This is a genomic window from Phytoactinopolyspora limicola (assembly GCF_011320225.1).
GTDB classification, from domain to species: domain Bacteria; phylum Actinomycetota; class Actinomycetes; order Jiangellales; family Jiangellaceae; genus Phytoactinopolyspora; species Phytoactinopolyspora limicola.
Window position 1 is genome coordinate 425,625 of sequence record NZ_JAAOEN010000001.1, and the last position, 24,944, is coordinate 450,568.

General features: G+C 68.4%; 28 protein-coding genes and 1 riboswitch. Of the genes, 19 read left to right on the forward strand and 9 right to left on the reverse strand.

The window, feature by feature from the left end; translation table 11 throughout:
• Nucleotides 1-2: 2 nt before the first annotated feature.
• A complete protein-coding gene (locus G8760_RS02110) occupies nt 3-764 on the reverse strand; it encodes a helix-turn-helix transcriptional regulator (protein ID WP_207781926.1) in 762 nt (253 codons plus the stop codon).
• A 143-nt stretch (nt 765-907) separates the two neighbouring features.
• On the opposite strand from G8760_RS02110, the gene G8760_RS02115 reads away from it, so the two are divergent.
• Together G8760_RS02115 and G8760_RS02120 are read left to right on the forward strand one after the other, a co-directional pair.
• The gene (locus tag G8760_RS02115) at nt 908-1,273 is read left to right on the forward strand and encodes a nuclear transport factor 2 family protein (protein WP_166345965.1); all 366 of its coding nucleotides are present in this window, start codon (nt 908-910) and stop codon (nt 1,271-1,273) included.
• Nucleotides 1,270-1,611, forward strand: a complete 342-nt coding sequence (locus tag G8760_RS02120; RefSeq protein WP_166345968.1) for a DUF1330 domain-containing protein — start codon at nt 1,270-1,272, stop codon at nt 1,609-1,611. Before G8760_RS02115 ends, G8760_RS02120 begins: the two co-directional genes overlap by 4 nt.
• 19 nt (nt 1,612-1,630) lie before the next feature.
• On the opposite strand, the gene G8760_RS02125 is transcribed toward G8760_RS02120, so the two are convergent.
• The 3 genes from G8760_RS02125 to G8760_RS02135 are packed head-to-tail and all read right to left on the reverse strand — an operon-like array spanning nt 1,631 to nt 3,272.
• Nucleotides 1,631-1,774: a hypothetical protein gene (locus tag G8760_RS02125; protein ID WP_166345971.1), complete on the reverse strand. Its 144-nt coding sequence runs from the start codon at nt 1,772-1,774 to the stop codon at nt 1,631-1,633.
• Between the two features lie 51 nt (nt 1,775-1,825).
• Nucleotides 1,826-2,470 (reverse strand): 5,6-dimethylbenzimidazole synthase, encoded by a 645-nt coding sequence (gene bluB, locus G8760_RS02130; protein ID WP_166345974.1) that lies wholly within the window; start codon nt 2,468-2,470, stop codon nt 1,826-1,828.
• A 34-nt stretch (nt 2,471-2,504) separates the two neighbouring features.
• Nucleotides 2,505-3,272, reverse strand: a complete 768-nt coding sequence (locus G8760_RS02135; protein ID WP_246222397.1) for a cobalt-precorrin-6A reductase — start codon at nt 3,270-3,272, stop codon at nt 2,505-2,507.
• Between the two features lie 92 nt (nt 3,273-3,364).
• Here G8760_RS02135 and G8760_RS02140 point away from each other — a divergent pair, with 92 nt between their 5' ends.
• On the forward strand, nt 3,365-4,447 hold the full coding sequence (locus G8760_RS02140) for a cobalt-precorrin-5B (C(1))-methyltransferase (RefSeq protein WP_166345977.1): 1,083 nt from the start codon (nt 3,365-3,367) through the stop codon (nt 4,445-4,447).
• Nucleotides 4,448-4,464: 17 nt separating this feature from the next.
• Here G8760_RS02140 and cobM read toward each other — a convergent pair whose 3' ends face one another.
• Together cobM and cbiE are read right to left on the reverse strand one after the other, a co-directional pair.
• Entirely contained in the window at nt 4,465-5,226 is a 762-nt protein-coding gene (gene cobM / locus G8760_RS02145) for a precorrin-4 C(11)-methyltransferase (protein WP_166345980.1), read from the reverse strand.
• Entirely contained in the window at nt 5,223-6,428 is a 1,206-nt protein-coding gene (cbiE, locus tag G8760_RS02150; protein ID WP_166347860.1) for a precorrin-6y C5,15-methyltransferase (decarboxylating) subunit CbiE, read from the reverse strand. The genes cobM and cbiE overlap by 4 nt, the downstream gene beginning before the upstream one ends.
• Before the next feature lie 209 nt (nt 6,429-6,637).
• On the opposite strand from cbiE, the gene G8760_RS02155 reads away from it, so the two are divergent.
• From G8760_RS02155 to cobC, 9 genes are all read left to right on the forward strand, one after another.
• On the forward strand, nt 6,638-8,020 hold the full coding sequence (locus G8760_RS02155) for a cobyrinic acid a,c-diamide synthase CobB (protein WP_166347863.1): 1,383 nt from the start codon (nt 6,638-6,640) through the stop codon (nt 8,018-8,020).
• A gap of 79 nt (nt 8,021-8,099) precedes the next feature.
• A riboswitch (cobalamin riboswitch) is annotated at nt 8,100-8,285 on the forward strand.
• Nucleotides 8,286-8,314: 29 nt separating this feature from the next.
• Nucleotides 8,315-9,373, forward strand: a complete 1,059-nt coding sequence (locus G8760_RS02160) for an ABC transporter substrate-binding protein (RefSeq protein WP_166345983.1) — start codon at nt 8,315-8,317, stop codon at nt 9,371-9,373.
• Nucleotides 9,370-10,416, forward strand: a complete 1,047-nt coding sequence (locus G8760_RS02165) for an ABC transporter substrate-binding protein (RefSeq protein WP_166345986.1) — start codon at nt 9,370-9,372, stop codon at nt 10,414-10,416. Before G8760_RS02160 ends, G8760_RS02165 begins: the two co-directional genes overlap by 4 nt.
• The gene (locus G8760_RS02170) at nt 10,413-11,552 is read left to right on the forward strand and encodes a FecCD family ABC transporter permease (protein ID WP_166345989.1); all 1,140 of its coding nucleotides are present in this window, start codon (nt 10,413-10,415) and stop codon (nt 11,550-11,552) included. The genes G8760_RS02165 and G8760_RS02170 overlap by 4 nt, the downstream gene beginning before the upstream one ends.
• Nucleotides 11,549-12,397 (forward strand): ABC transporter ATP-binding protein, encoded by an 849-nt coding sequence (locus G8760_RS02175; RefSeq protein ID WP_166345993.1) that lies wholly within the window; start codon nt 11,549-11,551, stop codon nt 12,395-12,397. The genes G8760_RS02170 and G8760_RS02175 overlap by 4 nt, the downstream gene beginning before the upstream one ends.
• The gene (locus tag G8760_RS29730; protein ID WP_207781929.1) at nt 12,394-13,161 is read left to right on the forward strand and encodes a (2Fe-2S) ferredoxin domain-containing protein; all 768 of its coding nucleotides are present in this window, start codon (nt 12,394-12,396) and stop codon (nt 13,159-13,161) included. Before G8760_RS02175 ends, G8760_RS29730 begins: the two co-directional genes overlap by 4 nt.
• Complete coding sequence (locus tag G8760_RS02185; protein ID WP_166345996.1) at nt 13,158-15,296, forward strand: magnesium chelatase subunit D family protein; 2,139 nt, start codon at nt 13,158-13,160, stop codon at nt 15,294-15,296. The genes G8760_RS29730 and G8760_RS02185 overlap by 4 nt, the downstream gene beginning before the upstream one ends.
• Before the next feature lies 1 nt (nt 15,297).
• On the forward strand, nt 15,298-15,912 hold the full coding sequence (cobO, locus tag G8760_RS02190; protein WP_166345999.1) for a cob(I)yrinic acid a,c-diamide adenosyltransferase: 615 nt from the start codon (nt 15,298-15,300) through the stop codon (nt 15,910-15,912).
• Entirely contained in the window at nt 15,875-17,050 is a 1,176-nt protein-coding gene (gene cobC / locus G8760_RS02195) for an Rv2231c family histidinol phosphate aminotransferase CobC (RefSeq protein ID WP_166346002.1), read from the forward strand. The genes cobO and cobC overlap by 38 nt, the downstream gene beginning before the upstream one ends.
• Before the next feature lie 135 nt (nt 17,051-17,185).
• Here the strand turns inward: cobC and G8760_RS02200 are convergent, their stop codons facing one another.
• Nucleotides 17,186-17,470 carry a hypothetical protein gene (locus G8760_RS02200; protein WP_166346005.1) on the reverse strand — a complete coding sequence of 95 codons (285 nt, stop codon included), beginning with the start codon at nt 17,468-17,470 and terminating at the stop codon, nt 17,186-17,188.
• Between the two features lie 88 nt (nt 17,471-17,558).
• On the opposite strand from G8760_RS02200, the gene G8760_RS02205 reads away from it, so the two are divergent.
• On the forward strand, nt 17,559-18,212 hold the full coding sequence (locus G8760_RS02205; protein WP_166346008.1) for a sigma factor-like helix-turn-helix DNA-binding protein: 654 nt from the start codon (nt 17,559-17,561) through the stop codon (nt 18,210-18,212).
• Here the strand turns inward: G8760_RS02205 and G8760_RS02210 are convergent.
• A complete protein-coding gene (locus G8760_RS02210) occupies nt 18,198-18,968 on the reverse strand; it encodes an arginase family protein (RefSeq protein ID WP_166346011.1) in 771 nt (256 codons plus the stop codon). The two genes, G8760_RS02205 and G8760_RS02210, sit on opposite strands and share 15 nt — an antisense overlap.
• Before the next feature lie 56 nt (nt 18,969-19,024).
• Nucleotides 19,025-19,402, reverse strand: coding sequence for a MarR family winged helix-turn-helix transcriptional regulator (locus tag G8760_RS02215; protein ID WP_166346014.1), 378 nt, complete (start codon nt 19,400-19,402; stop codon nt 19,025-19,027).
• A 61-nt stretch (nt 19,403-19,463) separates the two neighbouring features.
• Here G8760_RS02215 and G8760_RS02220 point away from each other — a divergent pair, with 61 nt between their 5' ends.
• From G8760_RS02220 to G8760_RS02245, 6 genes are all read left to right on the forward strand, one after another.
• Complete coding sequence (locus G8760_RS02220; protein WP_166346017.1) at nt 19,464-21,008, forward strand: MFS transporter; 1,545 nt, start codon at nt 19,464-19,466, stop codon at nt 21,006-21,008.
• Nucleotides 21,009-21,138: 130 nt separating this feature from the next.
• The gene (locus G8760_RS02225; RefSeq protein ID WP_166346020.1) at nt 21,139-21,651 is read left to right on the forward strand and encodes a DUF1990 domain-containing protein; all 513 of its coding nucleotides are present in this window, start codon (nt 21,139-21,141) and stop codon (nt 21,649-21,651) included.
• Between the two features lie 222 nt (nt 21,652-21,873).
• Entirely contained in the window at nt 21,874-22,791 is a 918-nt protein-coding gene (locus G8760_RS02230; RefSeq protein WP_166346023.1) for a phosphatase PAP2 family protein, read from the forward strand.
• 40 nt (nt 22,792-22,831) lie between these two features.
• Nucleotides 22,832-23,053 (forward strand): hypothetical protein, encoded by a 222-nt coding sequence (locus tag G8760_RS02235; RefSeq protein ID WP_166346026.1) that lies wholly within the window; start codon nt 22,832-22,834, stop codon nt 23,051-23,053.
• A 186-nt stretch (nt 23,054-23,239) separates the two neighbouring features.
• Nucleotides 23,240-23,875, forward strand: a complete 636-nt coding sequence (locus G8760_RS02240) for an acVLRF1 family peptidyl-tRNA hydrolase (protein WP_166346029.1) — start codon at nt 23,240-23,242, stop codon at nt 23,873-23,875.
• Between the two features lie 166 nt (nt 23,876-24,041).
• A complete protein-coding gene (locus G8760_RS02245; protein ID WP_166346032.1) occupies nt 24,042-24,668 on the forward strand; it encodes a superoxide dismutase in 627 nt (208 codons plus the stop codon).
• The last annotated feature ends 276 nt before the right edge of the window (nt 24,669-24,944 follow it).

The window sequence follows — 24,944 nt, forward strand, 5'->3', positions numbered from 1 at the left end:
ACTCAGCCGGCGATGCGGCGAAAATAGTCGGCCGAGAACTCGTCCTCCGGGTAGAACGTCTCGATCGCCAGCTCCGACACGGTGACGTCGGTGGGTGTGCCAAAAACCGTCGTCATGCTGAACAACGAGACGATCCCGTCGTCGGTGCGCAGCCGCAACGGGATCACGATGGCCGGATGCCTGCCGCCGGCGGCGGAACGCCGGATCGGGTAGTCGCGCAGTTCGGCGAGCAGCTGCTCAAGCTGCGCGTCGGCGGTGCGGTCGCACTCCTGCTGGAGCCGCGCCAGGATGTGTGCGGCCCATTCGGACAGGTTGACGATCCGGGGAGCCATACCCTCCGGGTGGAAGGTCAGCCGCAATACGTTGGCGGGCGGTTCGACCAAGAAGTCGGCGGAACCCTCGATCAACGCGACGACGGCGTCGTTGGCGGCGACGAGATTCCATTGCCGGTCGACTACCAGGGCGGGAAACGGCGCGTGTGCGTCCAAGACGCGGTTGATCGCGTCGTTGACCATCGACAGCGGCGGCTCCGCCAGATCGCGCTGCGTGAATGAAGGAGCGAACCCGGCTCTCAGCAGCAACGTGTTCTGTTCTCGCAGCGGGATGTCGAGGCACTCGGCTAGCCGGACGATCATCGCCGCGGTCGGTGCCGAGCGGCCGGTCTCCAGAAAGCTGATGTGCCTCGTCGATACTCCGGCCTGGGCGGATAGGTCCAGCTGGGTGAGGCGTCGCCGCTCCCGCCACCAGCGCAAGGATTCACCCACGGAAGGAGTGGTACTAGTCACGGTCACGGCGCCAATCTACGCGGCCACCGACGCCAGCCCATTACCTCGGACGTAATCGACCGACCGGAAAAGGCGGCCGAAGATTGAACACGTCCACACCGGACGGAACGAAAGGACAAGACATGACTGACTTCGCAGCCGTAGTGGCCCGATACATCGACGTCTGGAACGAGGCCGACGCCGACGCCCGGCAGAAGCTCGCCGACGAGGTGTTCGCGCCCGCGGTGACCTACATCGACCCCATGGCGACGGCGGCCAGCGCTCAGGAGCTGACCGCCCTAATCGGGGCGGTGCGCGGGCAGTTCCAAGGTATGCGATTCGGCCTGCATGGCTCGGTCGACGGCCACCACAACCAAGCCCGGTTCCAGTGGACTCTGGGGCCGGCTGGAGCGGAACCGCTCGTCATCGGCTTCGACGTCATCCAGCTCGACAGCGACGGGCGCGTCGCGACTGTCCTCGGCTTCCTCGACCAGGTGCCGAGCGCATGAGCACCGGCGCCGACAATGTCCCGGCCTACGCCGTCGCCCATCTACACGATGTTCATCTCGGCGAAGGGATCGTCGAGTACCTACGCGGCATCGATGCCACGCTGGAGCCCTTCGGCGGGCGCTTCGTGATCCACGGTGGTGTCCCGACCGTGCTGGAAGGGACGTGGACCGGCGATCTCATCGTCATCGAGTTCCCCGACCGCGCCAGCGCACTGGCCTGGTATCAGTCCGACGACTATCAGCGCATCCTGCCCCTACGGCTGGCGAACTCCACGGGCTACGGCATGATCATCGACGGGGTGGGCGCGGACCATGTCGCCACCGACGTCCTCGGCTGATCTCCAGGCTGCCGAAACGTCAGTTCCGCGGGTCGCGCACGGTATGTGGTGGACGCTCGGCGACGTCGAGATCCACCGCATACCCCACGAACCTGCCGGCGGACGACTCGTCGGGCCAGCCGTTGGCGTGGTGGATCCGGGTGATCGTGGCTGAGCCGGGCACCGGCACCAGCGTCGTCCCGTCGCCGTCTGGATGGGACGTCCGCTCAGTGTGTCAGTTGGTCTCGGCAGGTTTCACCACATATTTCTCTCGGTGGATGGCCTCCGCCAGTGGGCGCCGCCGACGCCAGCCGTGCCGCTCCAGGTCCGGGACCGTCGCCAGCTGCGTCACCGGCCCGACGCACAGCCAGGCCACCGGGCGGATCCCGTCCGGCAGACCGACCAGCTCGGCCAGGAACGGTTCCCGGTAGAAGCTGACCCAGCCCACCCCGAGTCCTTCGGAGGTGGCGGCCAGCCAGAGGTTCTGGATGGCCAGACACACCGAGTACAACCCGGCGTCGGCGATCGCGTGCCGACCCAACACCGCGGGTGAACCACGGGAGGGATCGTAGGTGACGACGATGCCGAGGCTGGCCTCCAGAATGCCTTCGATCTTGAGCTTGCTGAAGGTTCCGCCCCGTTCCCCGTTCAACGTCTCGGCGAACACCTCACGTTCGGCCAGCACGTGGTCGCGGAACGCAGCGCGGGTGCCGCCGTCCTCCACCAGGACGAAATCCCAGGGTTGGCTCAGCCCGACGCTGGGAGCGGCGTGCGCGGCACCGAGTATCCGGTCCAGCACGTCGGGCGGGATTGGCTCACCCGTGAACTCACCACGAACGTCTCGCCGTCGCTGCACCACGTCGTAGAACGCTTCCATCACTACCCCTTGTCGCGTGCCATCGTGCCATTCATGATCATCTACCGGTTGCTTCCAGCACCCACCGGACCGCCGCGGCCGGCGTTTCCACTACCCGATCCGCGGCCGGATGGGGCGGTCGGCGGACAACGACGACCGGCCGGCCCAACCGCCGGGCCGCGGTGAGTTTGGCCGTCGTCATCGTCCCGCCGCTGTCTTTGGTCACCAGCAGGTCGATCCGGTGCCGACGCATCAGGGTCAGCTCTTTGTCCACCGTGTACGGGCCGCGGTCGAGCACCACCAACGACTCGAGCGGCATCGGTGGCTCCGGCATGTCGACACAGCGGATCAGGAACCATTGCTTGTCAAGGCGGGCGAACGCGGCAAGCCCCTGCCGACCGGTGGTGAGGAACACTCGGCGGCCCAGCCGGGCGATCAGCTCGGCGGCGTGGGTCAGCGAATCGGCCCAGTGCCACTCGTCACCCGGTCCGGCCTGCCAGCCTGGCCGCTCCAGCCGCAGGTGCGGGACGCCGGCCTGCTCTGCCGCGGTGACCGCCGACGCGCTGATCCGCTCCGCGAACGGGTGAGTGGCGTCGACGACGGCGGCGGCTCGCTGCTCCCGGAGCCACTCCGCCAACCCGTCGACACCCCCGAACCCACCCACCCGGACCTCACCCACCGGTAGCCTCGGCTTCGATACCCGCCCGGCCAGTGACGACACCACCCGCATGCCGAGCACGTTCAGCTCGGCCGCGACCTCGCGGCCCTCCGCCGTGCCGCCCAGCACCAGAACCGGACCACCCGGATCACCGTCCGGTGCACTCACGTCATACTCCTTGGAGACTGCACACGAGATGCCCACCGGTGACACCGCACTGACATCCGCCACCTGATGGGCCGGCATACGGGGTCGAATCGGTGACGACGGAACGGACTAGCGACGGGTTGCGCTACGGCTGGACCACCGGCGCCTGCGCCACCGCAGCCACCACCGCCGCCTACACCGCGCTGCTGACCGGCGAGTTCCCGGACCCGGTGGAAGTGCCGCTGCCGAAAGGCAAGCGGCCAAGTTTCGCGCTGGCGACCGAACGGCTCGACGCCGCTAGCGCGAGCGCCGGAGTGGTCAAGGACGCCGGCGACGACCCGGACGTCACCCACGGCGCACTCATCGTCTCCACCGTCAGCACCGGAGAACCCGGCAGCGGAGTGACCTTCCGCGCGGGACATGGTGTCGGCACCGTCACCCGCCCGGGCCTGCCGTTGGACGTCGGGGAGCCGGCGATCAACCCGGTCCCCCGGCAGATGATGCGCGACGCCATCAACCGCGTGGCCGCTCAGTACGACGGCGCCGGTGACGTCGTCGTGGAGATCTCGATTCCGCACGGCGAGGAGATGGCCCGGCACACGTGGAACCCGCGGCTGGGAATCGTCGGCGGGCTGTCGGTGCTCGGCACCACCGGTGTTGTCGTCCCCTACTCCTGCTCGGCGTGGATCGACAGCATCCGGCGCGGCGTGGACGTCGCCCGCGCCATGGGCCATCAGCATGTCGCGGCCGCCGTGGGCAGCACCTCGGAGCGGGTCGCTCAAGAGCTGTACCAGCTGCCGGACAGCGCATTGCTGGACATGGGTGACTTCGCCGGAGCCGTGCTCAAGTACCTGCGCCGACACCCGATACCGCGGTTGACCGTGGCCGGTGGGTTCGCCAAGATGTCCAAGCTGGCCGCCGGCTTCCTCGACCTGCATTCCAAACGTTCGCAAGTGGACTTCGGCTTGCTGTCGCGGATGGCCGCCGAGGCGGGCCACCCTGAGCTGGCCGGCCCGATCGAAACGGCCAACACGGCGATCCACGCCCTGGAGATCTCTCAGGCGGCCGGACTGGATCTCGGCGCCTTGGTAGCGGTCAAGGCCCGCGAGACCGCCGACGACGTGCTCCGGGGCGCGCCGGTGACCACGGACGTCGTCGTCGTGAACCGCTCCGGGACCATCGTCGGGAGAAGCTGACCGGAGGCGCCCGGGCGTCACAGCGATGCCGGCTGCTTGGAGCGGTCCCGGGTGGCCGAGTAGAGGAAGCTGTCGGGGAAGTTCTCCGCGGCGAGCACCGCGCCGACGAAGATCATCGCGGCCCTCGTGATACCCGCCGCGCGGACCTGGCCAACGATGTCGCCCAGCGTGCCACGGACCACCTGCTCCCCGGGCTGGCTGGCCCGGGCCACCACGGCCACCGGGCAGTCCGCGCCGTAATGCGGCACCAGCTCGTCGACCACCTGCTCGATCCGGTTGATGGCCAGATGTAGGGCCAAGGTGGCACCGCTGGCGCCGAACGTGGCCAAGTTCTCACCGTCCGGCATGGAAGTCGAGCGGGCCTGGGTGCGGGTGAGGATGACACTCTGCCCCACCGTCGGAACCGTCAGCTCCCGCCCCAGAACGGCGGCCGCGGCCGCGAACGCGGGCACTCCGGGGACAACGTCATACGGCACGCCGGCCGCATCCAAGCGGCGCATCTGTTCGGCCACCGCGCTGTAGATGGACGGGTCGCCGGAGCACAGGCGGGCCACGTCGTCGCCCCGCTCATGTGCGGCGATCAGCTCGTCGACGATCTGGTCGAGGGTGAGGTCGGCGGTGTCGACCAACCGCGCGTCGTCCGGGCAGTGTGCGAGCAGTTCCGTCGGGGTCAGACTGCCGGGGTACAGGCACACCTGACAGTGCCCGAGCAGCGTCTGGCCGCGCACCGTGATCAGGTCGGCCGCGCCGGGTCCGGCGCCGATGAAATGAACAGTCAACGGTTCTCCTTGGTGATGCTCCACTGAGTGAGCGTCCGGGCGGGCTGCCAGCTGGTATACCCACCAAGCGGGGCGGCACGCTCAATGGCGTGCCGGATCAACTCGCCGCCATGTTTGGTGTACGCATCGGTCAGCACGGCCTCCGCCTCCAGCGTGACGCCGTGCGCGACGAGCCGGCCGCCTCGACGCAGCGCACGCAGGCACGTCTCGACCACACCCGGGGTACTGACGCCGCCACCAATAAACACGGCGTCGGGCGGAACGAGCTCAGCCAAGCTTCGTGGTGCCCGTCCGTGGACGACGAAGAGTTCCGGTACACCGAGGTAGTTCGCGTTCCGGCCGATCCGCGCGGCCCGCTCCGGATCGGCCTCGACCGCCACCGCCTGGTTGGCGGGGTGCACGCGCATCCATTCGATGGCGATGCTGCCGGACCCGGCCCCCACGTCCCACAGGTAGTGTCCGGGCAGCGGCATCAGCCGTGCCAGGCAGCTAGCCCGCAGGTCACGTTTGGTGAGTTGGCCGTCGTGCTCGAAGGCGTCGTCGGGTAGGCCGGGCACGATCGGCCGTGGCACCGTGCCGGGATCGGGTTCACATTCGACGGCGACGATGTTCAGCGGTGCGCCGGGCGGGTGACTCCAGTCCCGCGCCACCCCGTCGATCAGCTGTTCGTCCGGGCCACCGAGGTTCTCCAAGACCCTCATGCGGCTGGATCCGTAGCCGCGGGAGGTTAGCACCTCCGCGACGGCCGGCGGCGTCGACGCATACGCGCTGAGCACCAGGATGCGTTGTTCCGGAACCAGCACCCGGGCCACCTCGTGGGCGTGGTCACTAGTCAATCTGACCACCTCGGTGCTCTCGCTGGACCAGCCGAGCCGTGCCCGGGCCAGGGCTACCGACGAGACACCAGGCAGGATCCGGACCCCATCCGTTCCGAAGAGGCCCACCAGCAGCGTGGCGACCCCCCTGAGCAGGGGGTCCCCGCTGGCCAACACCACCAGGCGGCGCGCGCCATGTTCGCGGACGATCCGTTCGACGCCTGGTTTGAACGGCGATGGCCAGGAGAGCTTCATCACAGCGTCGCCCGGGACCATGTCCAGATGACGTTGGCCGCCCACCAGCACCTCAGCGTTGGCGATCACGTCTCTCGCCTGCTCGCCTAGGCCGCTCAAGCCATCGGCGCCAATACCCACCACGGTGATCATGGCAGGTGAGGCGGCTGCGGCGGCAGGCGGACGAGTCACGCTTTTCACCGTAACCCAGGTGTCCGTGCGATGATGCCGGCGGCCACACCACACCCATGATCATGAACACTTTGCCGTGCTATGGCACGGCAAAGTGTTCATGATCATGGGGCGAGAAGAGGAGGGCATCCGTGCCGGGAACCCCTGCCACACGGCTGGTCCTGCCCCGGCTGATCATCGCCGCACCAGCCTCGGGGCACGGCAAGACCACGGTCGCCAGCGGTCTGATGGCGGCGCTTGCCGGGCGCGGGCTCACGGTGTCCGGGCACAAGGTCGGACCCGACTACATCGACCCGAGCTATCACGCCCTCGCCACCGGTCGACCCGGCCGCAACCTCGATCCCCACCTGCAAGGTGAACACCACATCGCCGCGCTGTTACGGCACGGCGCCACCGTCCCGACCCAGGCTGACATCGCCGTGATCGAAGGTGTCATGGGCCTGTTCGACGGCGCCCTCGGCACCGGCGGGTTCGCGTCGACGGCGCACGTGGCCCGGCTCACCAACACCCCCGTCGTCCTCGTGGTCGACGGAAGCGCCGCCGGCCGTAGCGTCGCCGCGATGGTGCACGGGTTCGCGACGTTCGACCCCGGCATCACGCTGGCCGGCGTGATCCTCAACAAGCTCGGTTCACCACGGCACGAGACCGAGCTCCGCGGCGCCCTCGACGGCATCGGCGTACCCGTCCTGGGGGCACTACACCGCAGCGACCACGTCGAAGTGCCGAGCCGGCATCTCGGCCTGATCCCAGCCGCGGAGCGCCGCGCCGAGTCCGCGACCGTCCTCGACGCGTTGCGGTCGTGGATCACCACCGGGGTCGACCTGGACGCCGTACTACGGGTAGCCCGGACCGCGCCCGACCTCGACCGGCCCGCGTGGGATCCCGTCGCCGCGCTGGGCGCGCATGGCGCTCCCTCTCCGGTGCGCCGGCCACTGCCAGTGATCGCCGCGGCCGGCGGACCGGCGTTCACCTTCCGCTACACCGAGAACGTCGAACTGCTGGCCGCGGCTGGGGTCGAGGTGGTCGACGTCGACCCGCTCGCCGACGAGTCTCTCCCGGACGGCTGCGCTGGACTCTATTTCGGTGGCGGGTTCCCCGAGGTGCACGCCGACGCGCTCAGCGCGAACGCACCGCTCCGCGCGGCGGTGGCCGGGCTAGCCGGATCGGTGCCCATGGTCGCCGAGTGCGCCGGGCTCACCTACCTGTGCCGCGAGTTGGATGATCAGCCGATGGTGGGGGTTCTGGACGCCACCGCCCGGATGACATCCCGACGTACCCTCGGCTATCGGACCGCGACCGCCCCCGCCACCAACGTGCTCAGCGGCGAAGGTGAGCAGGTCACCGCGCACGAGTTCCACCGCACTCAGGTCACCCCGGCGCACGGTGCACAGCCGGCATGGACCTGGGGCGAGAGCACCGAGGGCTTCGCCGGTCGGCTGCTACACGCGTCGTATCTACACGTGCACTGGGCTGGGCATCCGCGGTTGGCCGCCCGCTTCGCCACCGCAACCCACGCCGCCTATGCCGCTCTGTCAGGCCGGACAGATCTGTGACCTGTGGGGTAACGCCCACCGCCCCGGACAACTCGCAGATACTCCAGCGGACCAGCGGAACCGGAGACCGAATCGCACGGTAGGGTGGACTCGCCGTGGTGCACGGGAATCCGGTGTAGAACCGGAGCGGCCCTCGCCACTGTGATCGGGAAGTTTCCCGGCCGTACCCCACAACGGGGAGCCACTGGGCAGCATGCTGCCTGGGAAGGTAGGCCGGGCGGCGTCGCCCGTCAGCCAGGAGACCGGCCACGGCATTGGAAGCCAGATTCCACGAGGTGATGGAAGGCGGTCCCAATGACCGTATCAACGCACGTGCCCCACCGATCCCGACTACACCGGCGCCGATTCGTGCCAGTGCTCGCGTGTCTCACGCTCGGCGGCGTCCTACTCGCCGCCTGCGGGAGCGACGACGACACCACCACCGAGCAACGAGAATCGGACGATTCGACCACGACGCCACTCGCCGATACCGCCAACGAATCAACATCCAGCACCAACTGCGGGATCGAGGTGAGCATCGAGGCACCCCCGGAGCGGACGGTCACCATGAACCAGGCCGCCACCGAGGTGATGCTGGCCCTGGGCTTGCAGGACCGGATGGTCGGCACGGCGTACCTGGACGACGAGATCCTGCCCGAGTTGGCGGAGGTATACGCCGAGGTCCCCGTGTTGTCGGACAGGTACCCGTCGTCGGAGACGGTGCTCGACACCGAGCCGGACCTCATCTACGCGTCGTATCCGAGTGCGTTCCAGCCGGAGAACGCGGGTGAGCGCGCTGACCTCGCCGAGTTGGGTATCGCCACGTACCTCTCGCCAGCTGCATGCCCGGGGCGGTCGGATGACGAACCGCTCGACATCGAGGCGGTGTGGCAGGAGATCGAGGAGATCGGCGCCCGGTTCGGGGTTGCCGACGCCGCCGACGACCTCGTCGCCGCCCAACGCGCCGAGCTCCAGGAAGCACTCGACGTGACCGCCGACCATTCCAGCACCACGGTGATGTGGTGGGACAACAGCACGGATGCACCAAGCGTTGGGGTGTGCTGCGGCGCACCCGGCATGATCATGGACGCGGCCGGGGTTCGGAACGCGTTCGCCGACGAAGCCGGCTCCTGGGCAGCGGTGAGCTGGGAACAAGTCGTCGAGCGTGACCCGGATGTGATTGTGCTGGTCGACTCGGACTGGAGCACGGCAGAGGACAAACGTTCGGCGATCGAGTCGACGCCCGCGGTCGACGGCCTGCGGGCCGTCCGCAACGAGCAGTACGTGGTGATCCCGTTCTCCGCCACCACGCCTGGCATCCGCAACGTGAGCGCCGTGGTCGCCCTCGCCGAGGGCTTGGAGGTGCTGCGATGACGACGCCGACTCGCCTCGTGGCCGCCACCGGCCTGGTGCTCTCCACGCTGGCGCTGGCCGCCTGCGGCAACGACGACGCGGCCCCGGTCGCGGCGCCGCCGGCCGGCCAGGCCGATCCGACCGACCCGGCCGAACGGGCCGACACCCATGGCCATCCGATCACCATCGAGAACTGCGGCGTCGAGGTCACCGTCGAGGCACCACCGGAGCGGGCCGTCACGCTGAACAAGCCGGTGACCGAGATCATGCTGGCGCTGGGTTTGAAAGACCAGCTCCTGGCGGTGGCCGGCGAACCGGACGAGTACGTGGCACCGCTGGTCGCGGACGACTTCGCCGACGTCGAGGTGCTCGTCGACCGCGACTATCCGAGCCTCGAGGCGTTGCTCGACGTCGAGCCGGACTTCGTCTACGCCTCCTATCCGAGTGCGTACCGGGACGAGAACCTGGGCAGCCGGGACAACTTCGCCGACCTCGGCATCCCCACGTTCCTGTCGGTGGGCCGGTGTGAGAACGAACCCGACGACGAACCGATGAGCATCGAGGACATCTGGTTCGAGATCGAACTGATCGCCAGCATCTTCAACGTCGAAGATCGCGCCGCCGAGCTCATCGCGGAACAGAAACAGCAGCTAGAGGCGACGCTGGAGTCTATCGGCGACCTCCCCCAGCAGTCGGTGTTCTGGTGGGACATGAACACCGATGCCCCCTTCGTCGGCGCGTGTTGCGGCGCGCCAGCCATGATCATCGAGGCGCTCGGCTTCGAGAACGTCTTCAGCGACATCGGTGGGCACTGGGCGGATACCAGCTGGGAACAGGTCATCGAGCGCGACCCCGACCTGATCGTGGTGGCCGACTTCGGCAACGGCGACATCGACACCAAACTCGATTTCCTGAACTCCGATCCCACCCTCAGCAAATTGCGTGCCGTTCAGGACGGCGCGGTCTTGACCCTGCCGTTCGCCGCCACGACGCCGGGGATCCAGACCGTCACGACGGTGGGTGCCCTGGCTGACGCGGCTAGGGACGCCGCGGAGGCACGATGAACTCCGCGCCGGCACCCGGGGTGGCGGCGGACCGCACCACGACACCGCCGGCCGGCAGCACGCCGTCCCCCCTTCCCCGGTCGCGGCGGCGGATGCTCGGCAGCGGCGCGATCGTCGCCGCCGCGGTTCTGATCCTGACCGGCTCGATCCTCGTCGCGGTCACCCTGGGCCAGGCCGGCATCTCGGTGCGCGAGGTGTGGACCGTCATGACCGACCGGCTGGGACTGTCCTTCCTCCAGGTCGACACGCTGGGGTTGGGCGCTCAGCATCCGAGCGATATCCGCGCCGACGTAATTTGGAACATGCGCCTGCCCCGGACGCTGAGTGCCGCCCTGATCGGCGCCGGCCTGGCGGTGGTCGGCGCGATCATGCAGACCCTGACCCGCAACCCGATGGCGGATCCGTACCTGCTCGGTATCTCCTCCGGTGCCTCGTTCGGTGCGGTGATGGTGATCGTGGCCGGGATTGGTGGCGGTCTGTTCGGGGTGTCGCTCGGTGCGTTCGGCGGCGCGTTGGGTGCGTTCATGCTGGTCCTGATCATCGGCCAGTCCTCGGGCACCCTCACCCCGGTCCGGATGATCCTCGCCGGGGTGGCTATCGGTGCGCTGTGTAGCGCGCTGACGTCGTTCGTCATCCTGTGGGTGGCCGATCCACACGCCACTCAGGACGTGCAGTTCTGGTTGTCCGGGTCGTTGGCGGCGTCGCGCTGGTCGTCACTGCAGATCGCCTCGGTGGTCTTCGTCGCCGCGTTGCTGCTGTTCCTCTGGAACGCCCGGACCCTCAACGCGTTCACCTTCGGTGATGATGCCGCGGCCTCGCTGGGCGTGGACGTCAACCGGATCCGATGGCTTCTCCTGGTCGCGTGTGCGCTCCTGACCGGCGTGCTGGTAGCGGTCAGCGGCTCCATCGGGTTCGTCGGGTTGCTGTTGCCACACGCGGTGCGGTTCCTCGTCGGGCCGGACCACCGGCTGGTGCTGCCGCTGTCGGCTCTACTGGGCGGGGTGTTCCTGCTGTGGGTGGATACCGTCGCCCGGACCGTGTTCGACCCCCGCGAGCTGCCCGTCGGCGTCGTGACAGCCATCGTCGGCGTCCCCGCGTTCATCTGGGTGCTCCGTAAGAAGCAGGTGCGCGGATGACAACCACAGCCGAACCACCCACCGCCACCTCGGGTGGACTACGGGTCGACGACGTGAGCTGGTCGGTCAAAGGCACCGTCATCGTCGACGGGATCGAGCTGCAAGGACGCCCCGGCGAGATCACCGGGCTGCTCGGGCCGAACGGCTCAGGCAAAACGACACTCCTGCGCGCCATCGCCCGCCTGACCCGGCCCGATCGCGGCGTCGTCCTGCTCGGCGGTACCGACCTGTCCTCGCTGCGTCGGCGCGACCTTGCCCGCAAGCTCGCCGTCGTCGAGCAGCACTCCGGTACCGACCTCGACGTCACCGTGCTCGACGTCGTGTTGCTGGGCCGCACGCCGTACCGGTCGGCGTTGCAGGGTGACTCCGAACACGACCGCGTCCTCGCCCTCGACGCCCTCGACCAGGTCGACATGCTCGACCTGGCCGGGCGGAAATGGACCACCCTGTCCGGCGGCGAGAAGCAGCGGGTGCAGTTGGCCCGGGCGCTCACTCAGCAACCCGCCCTGTTGGTGTTGGACGAGCCGACCAACCATCTGGACATCGCGCACGCGCTGTCGTTGCTGGCGTTGGTCCGCCATGCCGGCCTGACCACCATCGCAGCGCTGCACGATCTCAACCTCGCGGCGATGTTCTGCGACCACCTGGTCGTCCTGAACCGGGGCCGGCTCGTGGCTGCCGGCGCACCCGCGGAGGTGCTCACCCCGGACCTGTTACGCGAGGTCTACGAGGTCGACGCGGACGTCAGCCGGCATCCACAGACTGGCCGGCCGCTCCTCACCTTCCACCCGCCGTCCCCACGCTCCAACGGCACCGGGCACACCACGCCGGGGGTGGCCACGTGAGCCGGCAGATCGTCCTCGTCGGCCGGGCGCTTGGTGCGCCGACGGCGGAGCAGACCCTGGCGTCGCTGGCCGGCCGGCTGGCCGAACGGCTGGGACACCCGGTGCGGCCGGCGCTGCTCGACCACGGCGAACGGTCCGTGCATGGAGCGCTCGATCAGTGCCTCGCCGACGGCGCCACCGACATCCTGCTCGTACCTGCACAGGTGCCACGAGACCGGTACCTGGAGACGTGGTCCCGCAAGGCCACCGCACACTGGATCCAGAAGGCGGGTATGGACACTGGGGTCCGGGTCGCCGCGGGGGTCAGCGAGACGAACGAAGTGGTCGACGCGCTGGTCGCGGCGGTCAGCGGACCGACCCGCCCGATCAACGAATCACCCGACGCGTTCCGCAGTCCGAGCTGGTCCGAGATCACCGCACACCGCCGGCACGTCTTCGTCTGCCGAGGCCCGCGCTGCTCCGCCTACGGGGCGGCGGGCATCGCCAAGACCCTGTCCGCACATCTGCGGGAGCGCGGTCAGGACGACGACGCCGTCCTCGTCACCAACACCGGATGCCTGGTGCCGTGCAACCTCGGGCCCATGGTCGTCGTCCATCCCGACGACGTCTGGTACACCCATCTCGACGACGAAGCAGTCAGACGCGTCGTCGACGAGCACCTATGCGATGGCATGGTGGTCGACGAGCTACGCACGCCCCGCCCAGCACCGGCGGGTGCACCTGAACCTCAGGCCCCGCCCCCGCAACCCCCGGAGGACACATGAGTCCCGGCTACCCGTTCACCGCGATCGTCGGCATGGATGATCTCCGTCTCGCCCTGGTGCTGTCGGCAGTGTCACCGGCCACCGGTGGAGTGCTGGTCCGCGGCGAGAAGGGCACCGCCAAGTCGACGATGGTCCGGGCGCTGGCCGGGCTGCTTCCTCCGGTCAGTGTGGTGGCGGGCTGCCGGTTCTCGTGTGCCCCGAAAGACCCGGATCCGGACTGCCCGGATGGGCCCCACACCGACGCCGAAGACACCCTGAACCGACCCGCGCGGCTGATAGAACTGCCGGTGGGTGCCTCCGAAGATCGCGTGCTGGGCTCGATCCACCTGGAGCGTGCTCTCACCGAGGGCGTCACCGCGTACGAACCCGGTCTACTCGCCGGCGCCAACCGCGGCATCCTGTACGTCGACGAGGTCAACCTCCTCCACGACCACCTGGTGGATGTCCTGCTGGACGCCGCCGCCATGGGCCGGGCCAAGGTGGAGCGGGAGAACGTGTCGGTGTCACACGCCGCGCGTTTCGTCATGGTCGGCACCATGAACCCGGAGGAGGGTGAGCTCAGGCCGCAGCTCCTCGATCGCTTCGGCCTGACAGTTGAGGTCGCCGCCAGCCGCGATCCGGAACTTCGGGCCGACGTGGTCCGTGCTCGCCTGGCCTACGAAGCCGACCCGGCCGGGTTCGCCGCACGTTACGCCGCCACGGAGCGCGAGTTGTCGGAGCGGATCGTCGCCGCCCGCGAACGGCTGGCCGACGTAATCCTCACCGACGCCGCGTTGCGCCAGATCACCGAGGTATGTGCGGCGTTCGAGGTAGACGGGTTGCGCGCCGACCTGGTCACCGCGCAGGCCGCCATCGCCCACGCGGCGTGGTCCGGCCGGACCGTCGTCGAGACCGAGGATGTGCGGGCGGCGGCCCGCCTGGCGTTGCCGCACCGGCGACGTCGCAACCCGTTCGACGCCCCCGGTATCGACGACGACCAGCTCGAACAGGCGCTACAGGACGCCACCCCCGACGACCCCGGACCCGACGACCCCGACGACTCCGGCCCTGGCAACGACCCCGGAACCGGCCCCGGTTCGCCGCCCGACGACACACCGCAGCAGCCGGACGCCGCATCTGACGCCGACACCCCCCTCGACCAGTCGCCGGAGTCTACGGATAGTCCATCGGACCCACCGCCGACCACCCAGCAGCACCCGGCCCGGCCCGCACCGGACAGCGACGTCCAGCAGGCCAGCATTCCGTTCCGGGCCCGGTTGCTGACCGTGCCCGGATATGGCTCCGGTGCCGACGGGCGTCGTTCCCGCGCCATCACGAGCAACGGGCGAACCATCGGTGCCCGCCGGGCGGCCGAGGACACGAGCGGCGGTATCCATCTCGTCGCGACTCTGCGGGCCGCCGCCGTTCACCAGGCGGCCGGGGCGGCTGGCCGGGGGCCCGGGGCACTGACCACCGACGGCGTCCGGTCCGGCACCACCGGCCGGCCCATCGTGCGGCCGGGCAGGGACGACCTCCGGGTCGCCGTCCGTGAAGGCCGAGAAGGCAACCTGGTGCTGTTCTGCGTCGACGCCTCGGGATCGATGGGGGCCCGGCAGCGGATGCGCGAGGTCAAAACCGCCGTGCTCTCGTTGCTTATCGACGCCTACCAACGGCGCGACAAGGTCGGCCTGGTGCTCTTCCGGGCGAACGAGGCGACCCTGGCGCTACCCCCTACATCCAGTGTCGACGCCGCCGCCGCCCGCCTCGAGACCCTCCCGACGGGTGGCCGGACACCGCTGGCCGAAGGGCTGGCGGAGACCGCCCGCGTCGTCGCGCTGGAAGGAGTCCGCGATCCGCGCCGCCGGCCGCTCGTGGTGGTCGTGACCGATGGCCGAGCCACCTTTGGTTCCGACGCGGTGCCGCGATCCCGCGCCGCGGCGGGGCTGCTCGCCCGCGAAGTGCACCGGGCCCGCGGCGGCGCCGTTGTGGTCGACTGCGAGACCGGCCCGATCCGGCTCGGGCTGGCCGCGACCATGGCGGGTCATCTCGGCGCGGAACACGTGGTGCTCGACGGCCTCGCCGCCGGCTCCACCGCTGGTGCCCTGACCTCGGCGGTACGCACCCATGTCACTTCTAGCCAACGAAGGGCGGCCTGACATGCCTAAAGGACAACCCACGGCGGTCCCCTCCGACGGTATGACCACTCGGCAGCGACGCAACCGGCCGCTGGTCGTTGTCCACACCGGCGAGATGAAAGGGAAGTCGACGGCGGCGTTCGGGATGGCCCTGCGGGGGTGGAATCAGGGTTGGGACATCGGCGTGTTCCAGTTCGTGAAGTCGGCGAAGTGGCGGGTCGGCGAAGAGGAAGCGTTCCGGGCGCTCGGCCGGCTGCACGAGCAGACCGGTGACGGTGGACCGGTGGAGTGGCACAAGATGGGTGAAGGGTGGTCGTGGTCGCGGAAGAAGGGGTCCGAGGAGGACCACGCGGCCGCGGCGGCCGATGGCTGGCGCGAGATCGCCAGCCGCATCGCCGCGGAGCGACACACACTCTACGTACTCGACGAGTTCACCTATCCGATCCACTGGGGATGGGTGGACGTCGACGAGGTGGTCGACGTCCTCACCCAGCGACCCGGCCACCAGCATGTGATCATCACCGGCCGCAACGCCCATCCCCGACTGATCGAGGCCGCTGACCTGGTCATGGAGACAACTAAGATCAAACATCCGATGGATGCGGGCCAGAAAGGCCAACGTGGCATCGAATGGTGATCGGCGTGGTGGCTCGGGCCGGCGCCCTGCCCCGGTGACACCGGCGCACGAAGTCGATCTGCACCATCACGGCGACGCAGAGCTCCGCTCACCCGACGGCGACCAGCAGCCCTGGCTCGTCGACCTCGCTGTCAACGTCCGAGCTGGTATGCCGCCGGCGTGGCTGCGTGAACGTTTGGTCGACGCCATCGACGACGTCGCCACCTACCCCGACCCGCAGCCGGCCGCCGCGGCGATCGCCACCCGGCACGACCGTCCCGTGGCCGAGGTGCTCCCGACCGCGGGCGGTGCCGAGGCGTTCACGCTGGTGGCCCGCGCGTTCCGGCCGGGGCTCGAGGTTCGCCACGCGGTTGTCGTCCACCCCCAGTTCACCGAACCGGAGGTGGCCCTGACGGCCGCCGGACACTCGGTTCACCGGGTGCTGCTCTCCGCCGACGACGGGTTCCGGTTGGAGCCGTCCGCCGTCCCCGCCGCCGCCGATCTCGTCGTCGTCGGGAATCCCACGAACCCGACGTCGGTCCTCCACCCGGCCGCGGTCCTCGAGCAGCTAGCCCGCCCAGGCCGGCTGCTCGTCGTCGACGAGGCGTTCATGGACGCCATCCCCGGTGAGCCGGAATCCCTCGCGGCCCGCCGGGACTTCCCCGGTCTGCTCGTCCTGCGCAGTTTGACGAAGACGTGGGGCCTGGCCGGGGTCCGGGCGGGTTATGCCGTCGGAGCCGCGGAGGTGATCGCCCGGCTACGGGCGGTACAACCTCCCTGGTCGGTGTCCAGCCTCGCCATCGCCGCCACCGAAGCCTGCCTCCGACCAGCCGCTCAGCAGGAGTCCGACCGGCTGGCCCGGGCCGACGAGCCCGTGCGTCAACTGGTGGCGACCGAGTTGCAGGGTATGGGCGCCCACGTCGTGACTCCACCGCGTGCTCCGTTCGTGCTACTGAGGTTGGCCGGGGCCGACAAGATCCGGATCCGCCTGCGGGAACTCGGCTGGGCCGTCCGGCGGGGAGACACCTTTCCTGGCCTCGGCCCGGATTGGCTGCGGATCGCGATCCGGGACGAGGCCACCATGCGCCGGTTCCTCGACACAACCGCCGGGATCGTGTCTCAAGGTGTTCTTGGTCACGGCAGGAACGTCGTCCACTAGTGTCTGGCCGACTCGGCGAGCCGGTCGTGCGAGAACCGCCCCCATCCCATGATCATGAACACTTTGCCGTGCCATGGCACGGCAAAGTGTTCATGATCATGGGATGGGGGCTGCCATACCTGATGCGCTCAAGGTCTACCAGCTCGACGTCATGTCGCTGGCGGACACCGACCGCAGAGCGGAGTCGAACCCCGACCGGCCGAACAACAAGAGCTTCATGGAACCGTCGACGCCGCGGCCGGTCAGCAAGCTTCGAACGCGGTCAAGCCGAACCAGGTCCGCAATACCTCGAACCCGGTCGGAGTCTTTGGCCTCACCGATTGCCCGGACGACCGGCCCGCGGTCCTGCCGTCGCCGACCCGCAGCCAGTGCAACGACGTCGACTTCGTACTGCGTCTTCCCTGAGCTGTCATTGACCACCGTGACCCCAACCTCTCCTACCGGGCCACCCAGGGTCGACTCGCTCGCGCCAGGCGTCGTAACAGGAAAGAAACCCTCCTGACCGAAGGTGTTCGTCCTGCGGGAGGCGTTCGGCTACCGCTACGGCGAGATCGCTGCCGTGCTCGACCGGACACCAGAGGCCGTACGTCAGCTCGCCCACCGGGCACGTGAACACGTGCAGGCGCGCCGGCCACGGGTCGACGTGGACCAGAAAGACCGTCAAGCCGTCACCGAGCGATTCATGGCGGCCGCGGTTGGTGGAAACATCAGTGCACTGATGGAGGTCCTCGCGCCTGACGTCACGTTCTGTACCGACGGCGGCGGGCAGGCGAAGGCGGCGCTGCGGGTCATCGTCGGCCGGGAGAAGATCGCCCGGCTATTCACGGCGAAGCCCTTCATCGACGACCTATCCACGGTCACCGTGCGTTACGTCACCATCAACGGCGACGCCGCCGCCATCCTCTGTGCAGGGGATCAGCTGCGCGCGGTGGGACTACTCGACCTCGACGAGAACGGCGAGCGGGTACGCGCCATCTACGGCATCGTGAACCCCGACAAGCTGCGCCGCGTCGCCGCCGTGTTCGATCTGACCGTCGAAACTCGTCCCTCCCGGCCGCGCAACGCCCGGCCCGGCCACCGCCGGAACCATGATCTGCAGGATGCCTCGGCGCGCGAACCCGACCAGACACCGGTTCCAGACCCGGCCCTACGAGACGAGTGATTCCAGATGTGGTCGTATCTGGTCGGCAGCGCCGTGACCGGCTTGCCAGGTACAGCCGACGCTGACCGCCACCACCCGTCCGGTCGCCATCACCCGGCCGGCCGCACGGGCGACCGCATCCACCGACGGGCCGCCCGGCACGGGGAACAGCAGGCCCCGGAGGTGGTCCGGGCTGATGACGTCGACGTCGATGTGCATGACCAACGGGCCTGATGGCACCGTTGCGTCCCCGACCTCGTCGACGAGGCAGTGGCGGACCTCTGATCGGGACAGATACTCAGCTTCCGCGGGGTCGAGGTCGCGGGCGTCCACCAGCGTCACGTGATCCTCCCGCACCGGGCGCAGACCGAGCGGCTCAGCGAGGAGTTCGGGACGGTAGCCAGTGAGGATGCTGAGCGGCATACCACCGAGGTAACCCGAGGTGGTGGTCTCGAGAGTCTGCACATCACCGTGCGCGTCGAACCACACGACACCTATCGTCGGACCCGACGAACCCCCGGCCTTGGCGTCGACGGCTCGTTGCGCACCTGCCACGACCCCGATGGCCACCATGCAGTCCCCGGACTGGACAACCGGTAGACCGCCGCTGCCGATGTCCTCAGCCACCGCCGCCGCCACCTCGCGGTGCAGGTGGGCCATCCGTTGCCATGGGCCGGCCTGGGAAAGGTCCGCGCTGATGGTCAGGTCTGGCGCCAACGGTACCTCGATGTCAGGCAGGTGCTCGTCGAGGTGGTAGGGAACGACATATCGGGTCATCAGCTCAGGCTACTGCGCACACCGTTGGCCGACTGTCCGGGCCGCGCTGGGGGGGGTCAGGCGAGGTGACTGGCCAGCACCTGGCGATGGGTGGCGCTCGCCTCGGCGTGCAGTTCCCGCCCCGTCGGGGTGGGTTTGACGAAGACACCGCGGCGATCTTCCGGGCACATAACCCGCTGAACCAGCCCGGCCCGTTCGAGCCGGTCGACCGTTCGCGACAGTGCGCTCTGGCTCAGGTACATGTCAGCGGCGAGGTCGAGCATGCGGGATTTCTCGGCGCCGGAGTCGACCAGCCGGTCGAGGGTCTCGAACTCGCTGCGGCCGATGCCGTGCCGCTCTTGGAGGTGGCGGTCGAGAGCACTTGCGATCTCGTTGTACGACGAGAGCAGGTCACGCCACTGGGCAACCAGCTGGCGTTCCTTCGTCGGCACCACGCTGCGAATTCTAACATCACATGAACGATAGATGCACTCGCATTATGTGCTTGTGCATTGAATGCATGTGCATGTACCGTCGTTCCTCGTGACTTCTACAGCAACATCCCCTTCTCCCGTCTCCGCCCCGGAGCAGCAGCGGTGGACCCCGCGGCTGTGGGGCATCCTCGCCGTGGTGTGCCTCGCCTTGTTCCTCGACGGACTCGACGTGTCGATGGTCGGGGTCGCCCTTCCGTCCATCGGCGCGGAACTCGGGCTGTCCACGACGTCCCTCCAGTGGATCGTCAGCGGATACGTCCTCGGTTTCGGCGGCCTGCTGCTCCTCGGCGGGCGCACGGCGGACCTGCTCGGCCGGCGGGTGGTCTTCCTCGTCGCCCTCGCCGTGTTCGCGGTTGCGTCCTTACTCGGCGGGATGGTCGACGACGGCGCGCTCCTCATCGCCACCCGCCTGATCAAAGGCGTCGCGGCGGCCTTCACCGCACCAACCGGGCTGTCCATCATCACCACCACGTTCGCCGAAGGCCGGGCCCGCAACCGCGCGCTGGCCATCTACACAGTCTTCGGCGCCAGCGGCTTCTCATCCGGCTTGATCTTCGGTGGACTGCTGACCGGCTTCGGATGGCGGTGGACCTTCCTCTTCCCCGTGCCGATCGCACTCGCCGCGCTCGTAGCCGGGATCCTCCTGATCCCCCGCGACCGGCCGGCGAGCTCCGGCGGTTACGACATCGGCGGCGCGGTCACCCTCACCGGCGGCATGGTCCTGCTCGTGTACACGGTGGTCTCCGCACCCGAAACCGGCTTCACCCACCCCACCACGATCGCCTCGCTCGTCCTCGCGCTGGTCCTGCTGGCCGTGTTCGTGGTCGTCGAGCAACGGGTGCGCCAACCGTTGGTACGGCTGAGCATCCTGCGCATCGGGCACATCGTCCGGGCCAGCCTCGCGATCGTCGCACTGTTCGGCTCCTACCTGAGCTTCCAGTTCATGATGACCATCTATCTGCAAGACGTCCTCGGCTGGAGCCCCCTGCGGATGGCATTGGCCTTGCTGCCCACCGGCATCCTGGTCGTCCTGACCGCACCGCACGCCGGCCGGATGATCGACCGGCTGGGTACCCCGCGGCTGATCATCATCGCGCTGGGTGCACTCAGCGTCGGCTACGTGTGGTTCCTTCTCCGCGCCGAACCCGAGCTCGGATATGTCGGTGTGATCCTCCCGACTGTGCTGCTCCTCGGTGCGGGCTTCGCCCTGGGATTTCCCGCCATCAACGTCCAAGCCACGTCCGGGGTGTCCGACGACGAGCAGGGTCTGGCCGCCGGTCTGGTACAGACGTCCATGCAGGTCGGAGCCGCGCTGGTGCTGGCGGTCACCACGGCCCTGGTCACGGCGGGCAGCCACCACGCCGGTGCTCACGCCGACGCATCCGCTGCGGAGGTACTCGACCAGTTCCGTCCCGGACTGGTGCTCGTCACCGTCGTGGCCCTCGCCGGCCTCGCGGTGATGGTGATCCCGCTGGTTCGCGGCGGCTCCGGAAAGATCTCCGCCACCGAGGACGACGACGTCCGAGCGGAGCCTCGAATGGCTCGCACCGGACGTCCGCACGGCTGACTGCGGCGACCACATGTTTCCTTACTGTCGGCCCGGCGACAGTAAGGAAACATGTGGCTGCGCGGGCCGGCCCCGACGCAGGCATCGTCGGTGATCACCAGCCGGCCCGCCCGCGAGTACCGTGGAGAAGGTGACCCGCGATTTCACCTACGCCGAGGTCGGCGCAACCGGCGAGCTGCCGCTGCCGCCCGGCTACCACCACGTGCAGCTCAGGGAACACGTCGGGCGGGGCGCCGCCACCTTCGCCGCCGTGGCCCGAAGTGTCATGTCGTGGGAGGTCCATCGAGGGTCCGGCCTGATCGTCCGGGCCTCCGCCGAACGGGCCGCCCCCGGTGTCGAGGTCACCTGCGGGGCCGGGGCCGGACCGGTCCGACTGTGGTTTCCGTGCCGGGTGGTGTGGACGGTGGAGGAAGACCACCGGGCCGGCTTCGCCTATGGCACCCTGCCTGGGCATCCTGAAGCTGGCGAGGAAGCATTCGTCACCGAAATCGACGACGCCGGCGACGTCTGGTTCGCGGTCACCGCCTTCAGCCGGCCGGGCCGGTGGTACACCCGCCTGGCCGGTCCACTCAACCGGACCGTCCAGCACGGCGCTATTCGGCGATACGTCCGCTCAGCGCGTCGGCTCGGCGCTGCCCGCTGAGCCGCGCCCGATCGCATAGTCTCGGTTGTACCCGTCGGTACCACCCGTGCCGCGGGTACACGGGGAGGAGGACATCACATGCGCCGCGGACGCGCCACCACCGTCCGGCTCAGGTTGGCTGACCGGCTCGACCACGCCCATCTCCCTGACCCACAACGTCCCACCGCTCAGCACATCAGTGCGCTAAGAAACTAAGGGCCGGGAGCACTGACCGTGCAAGAAATGTCCCCCCGCATCGGCACCGCCGTGCTCGGGTTGTTCATGTTCGCCGCCGGGGTGGTCGGCACCGCCCTGACCTGGCAGTACTTCGTCAAAACCACCACTGGTCAACGCATCGACGACGTCGCGTTCCGGGGCTCTGAGATTGGGCAGAGCGCCCTGTGGAACGCCGCCGAACCTGTGCTGGACATCGTGTCCATCCCCTTCATCGTTGTTGTCCTCGGCGCGGCCGCCCTCATCGCCATCATCCGGCGACGCCCGCTGCTGGCCCTGGAGGTGGCCGTACTCGTGGGTGGCGCCAACGTCACCACCCAATTGTTGAAGTACGTCGTCTTCGATCGGCCCGATCTGGCCGAGACGTCGGGCGCAGCGGCCAACTCGCTGCCTAGCGGCCACACCACGGTCGCCGCCAGTGTCGCGGCCGCGCTGGTCCTCGTCGTCCCCCGTCACACTCGCCCAATGGTCGCCGTGCTGGCAGCCACGTATGCCGCGGCCACTGGCGTGGCGACCATGATCGGGGGATGGCACCGGCCTTCTGACGTGGTCGCCGCGATGACCGTGGTGATGGCGTGGGCCGGACTGGCCATGATCGTGACCGCGATCGGTAGTTCGGAGCGGGTACGGCCGCCAGACTCCGCGATCGTCCCGACCGCCTTCGTGAGCGGACTGATGGCGGTCGTCGCGTTCATCACCGGCTTGCTGGCCTTCTCAGCCCTGTCCAGCACCGGCGACCTGCTGACCTCCGGCGGGAGCATCGATCGGGGAGATCTCATCCGGGCCTACACCGGCGGTGCCTTCGGAGTCGTGGCCGTCACGGCTGCGCTGTTCGCCCTGATCCTCGTCATGCACCAGTTCGCCACTCGCCCTGGTCCGGACAAGTTGAGCGGCAAACGCACAGCTCAGCAAAGTTCTTACAACTGAGGACTACACATCGGGGTGTGTCGTAGCGCACACTGTGGGAATGACCTCTAGCACGGCCAATCGACGAGTCTTGCCTTCGAGTCCCTTCCAACCCGTCGCTCCAGAACCGGTGGAGCAGTTCGCCGTCAACGACCTCCTGACCCATGACCGCCATGGTGTCGGGCGGGTGATCGGGCTCGGAACCGGCAACAAAGTTCATGTCGACTTCGGCGGGGGTGTGCAGACCATCACGCTGCCCAACGCCAAGGTCACTCGTCTCTGAACGTTCTCGTCACCGAGACACACAGAGCACATCCGTCGGCGCCACGTTTCCGACCGCACGTCAAATCCTCACATACTTCCCCAATGGTCCGGCCGGAATCTGGCGACAGGTGAGTGTGGCCCCATACCTTGGGTGCCGTACCCATGCGGATCAAGACCCGAGCCACCGATCAGGCATGCTCGTGGGATGCCGACGAGACATATCGTGGTGTCGCCCGAGCGCATGGAGCGGTGGCTGGTGGGGTTCACCGAACGGCACGGCCCCGTCACCCATGGGGCCACACCGGACGCCGTCACCATTCACGCGGCCGACGGTGCCCAGGCACAGTGCCAGGTGCCATTCGGTCCGTTGGACATCGACGCCGACGCACCGTACTCGGGCCTGCTTGCGCACGTCCGGCGGACCCGCCGCGTGGGTGTGTTGCTGGTCCGGCGCGGTGGGCACGCCGCCGGGATCTTCGACGGCTCGACACTCGTGGAGTCGAAGGTCGGGTCGCGGCATGTTCAGGGACGTACCGCCGCGGGCGGACAATCTCAGCAGCGTTTTGCCCGACGTCGGGAGAAGCAGGCCCGCGAAGCGTTCGCCGCCGCCGCCGACATCGCTGCCCGCATCATCCTGCCGCACGTGCGCGATCTGGACGCTATGGTCTGCGGCGGTGACCGCACCGCCACCCGTCAGGTTCTCTCCGACCCACGGCTGACACCTCTCAACGAGCTGGTGGTTTCACCACATATCGACGTACCTGACCCGAAGCTTGCCGTCCTCCGGCGCACCCCCGACATGTTCCGGGCGGTCCGGATCTCCCTCACCGAGCCGGACTGACCACAACGACCGGTGGCGCCCGATCGGGCACAAACAGCGTCCGGGCCCTCGGTTCACCGTGATCCGCTACACAAACTGCCACCACCTGCGTGACGCGGGAATATTCAGGCGTAGGTTTGAGCATGAGCATGGTGTACGCGCGCTCATCGATGAGAGGACTCTGCGCATGGCTACTTACTCCCTCCCCGATCTTCCGTACGATTACGGCGCACTGGAGCCACACATCTCCGGGCAGATCATGGAGTTGCATCACTCCAAACACCACCAGACCTACGTCAACGGCACCAACAGTGCGTTGGAGCAGATGGCCGAGGCGCGGGCGGCCGAAAAGCTCGAGACCGTCAACCTTTTGCAGAAGAACCTCGCCTTCAACCTTGCCGGGCACGTCAACCACACCGTCTTCTGGAACAACATGTCTCCGGAGGGTGGCGACAAGCCGGATGGCGAACTCGGTGCGGCCATCGACGAGTTCTTCGGATCGTTCGACGGCTTCCGCGCCCACTTCACGGCCGCGGCGCTCGGCATCCAGGGTTCTGGCTGGTCCATCCTCGCCTGGGAAAGTCTGGGTGAGCGTCTGGTGATCGAGCAGTTGTACGATCACCAGGGCAATCTCGCGGTCGGTACCGTTCCGTTGCTCATGCTGGACATGTGGGAGCACGCCTTCTACCTTCAGTACAAGAACGTGAAGCCGGAGTACGTGAAGGCCTTCTGGAACATCATCAACTGGGCCGACGTCACCGAACGTTTCACCAACGCCCGCGCGAAGACCAACGGGCTGATCACACCGAGCTGATCACGGCGCTTGTCGCCACCGTCATGACGGGGCGTGCCCGAGGGGGCACGCCCCGTCATTGTGTCTGCCCGCGGCTGTGGCACTATTATGGGAGGCGAAGAAGAAAGTTCGGGCTACCGAACTTCTAGTCCATCGGCGGTGACTATGTTTCGGCATCCACCCCAGCGGCGCGACACCGCGTACGTCGTCGCCATGGCCGCTCTCGCCGTCGGTTTCCTCGCCGTCGTGACCGGCTGGCTCCTCATGCTCTGAGCGCGCCTCGAGCCGGCGCCACTG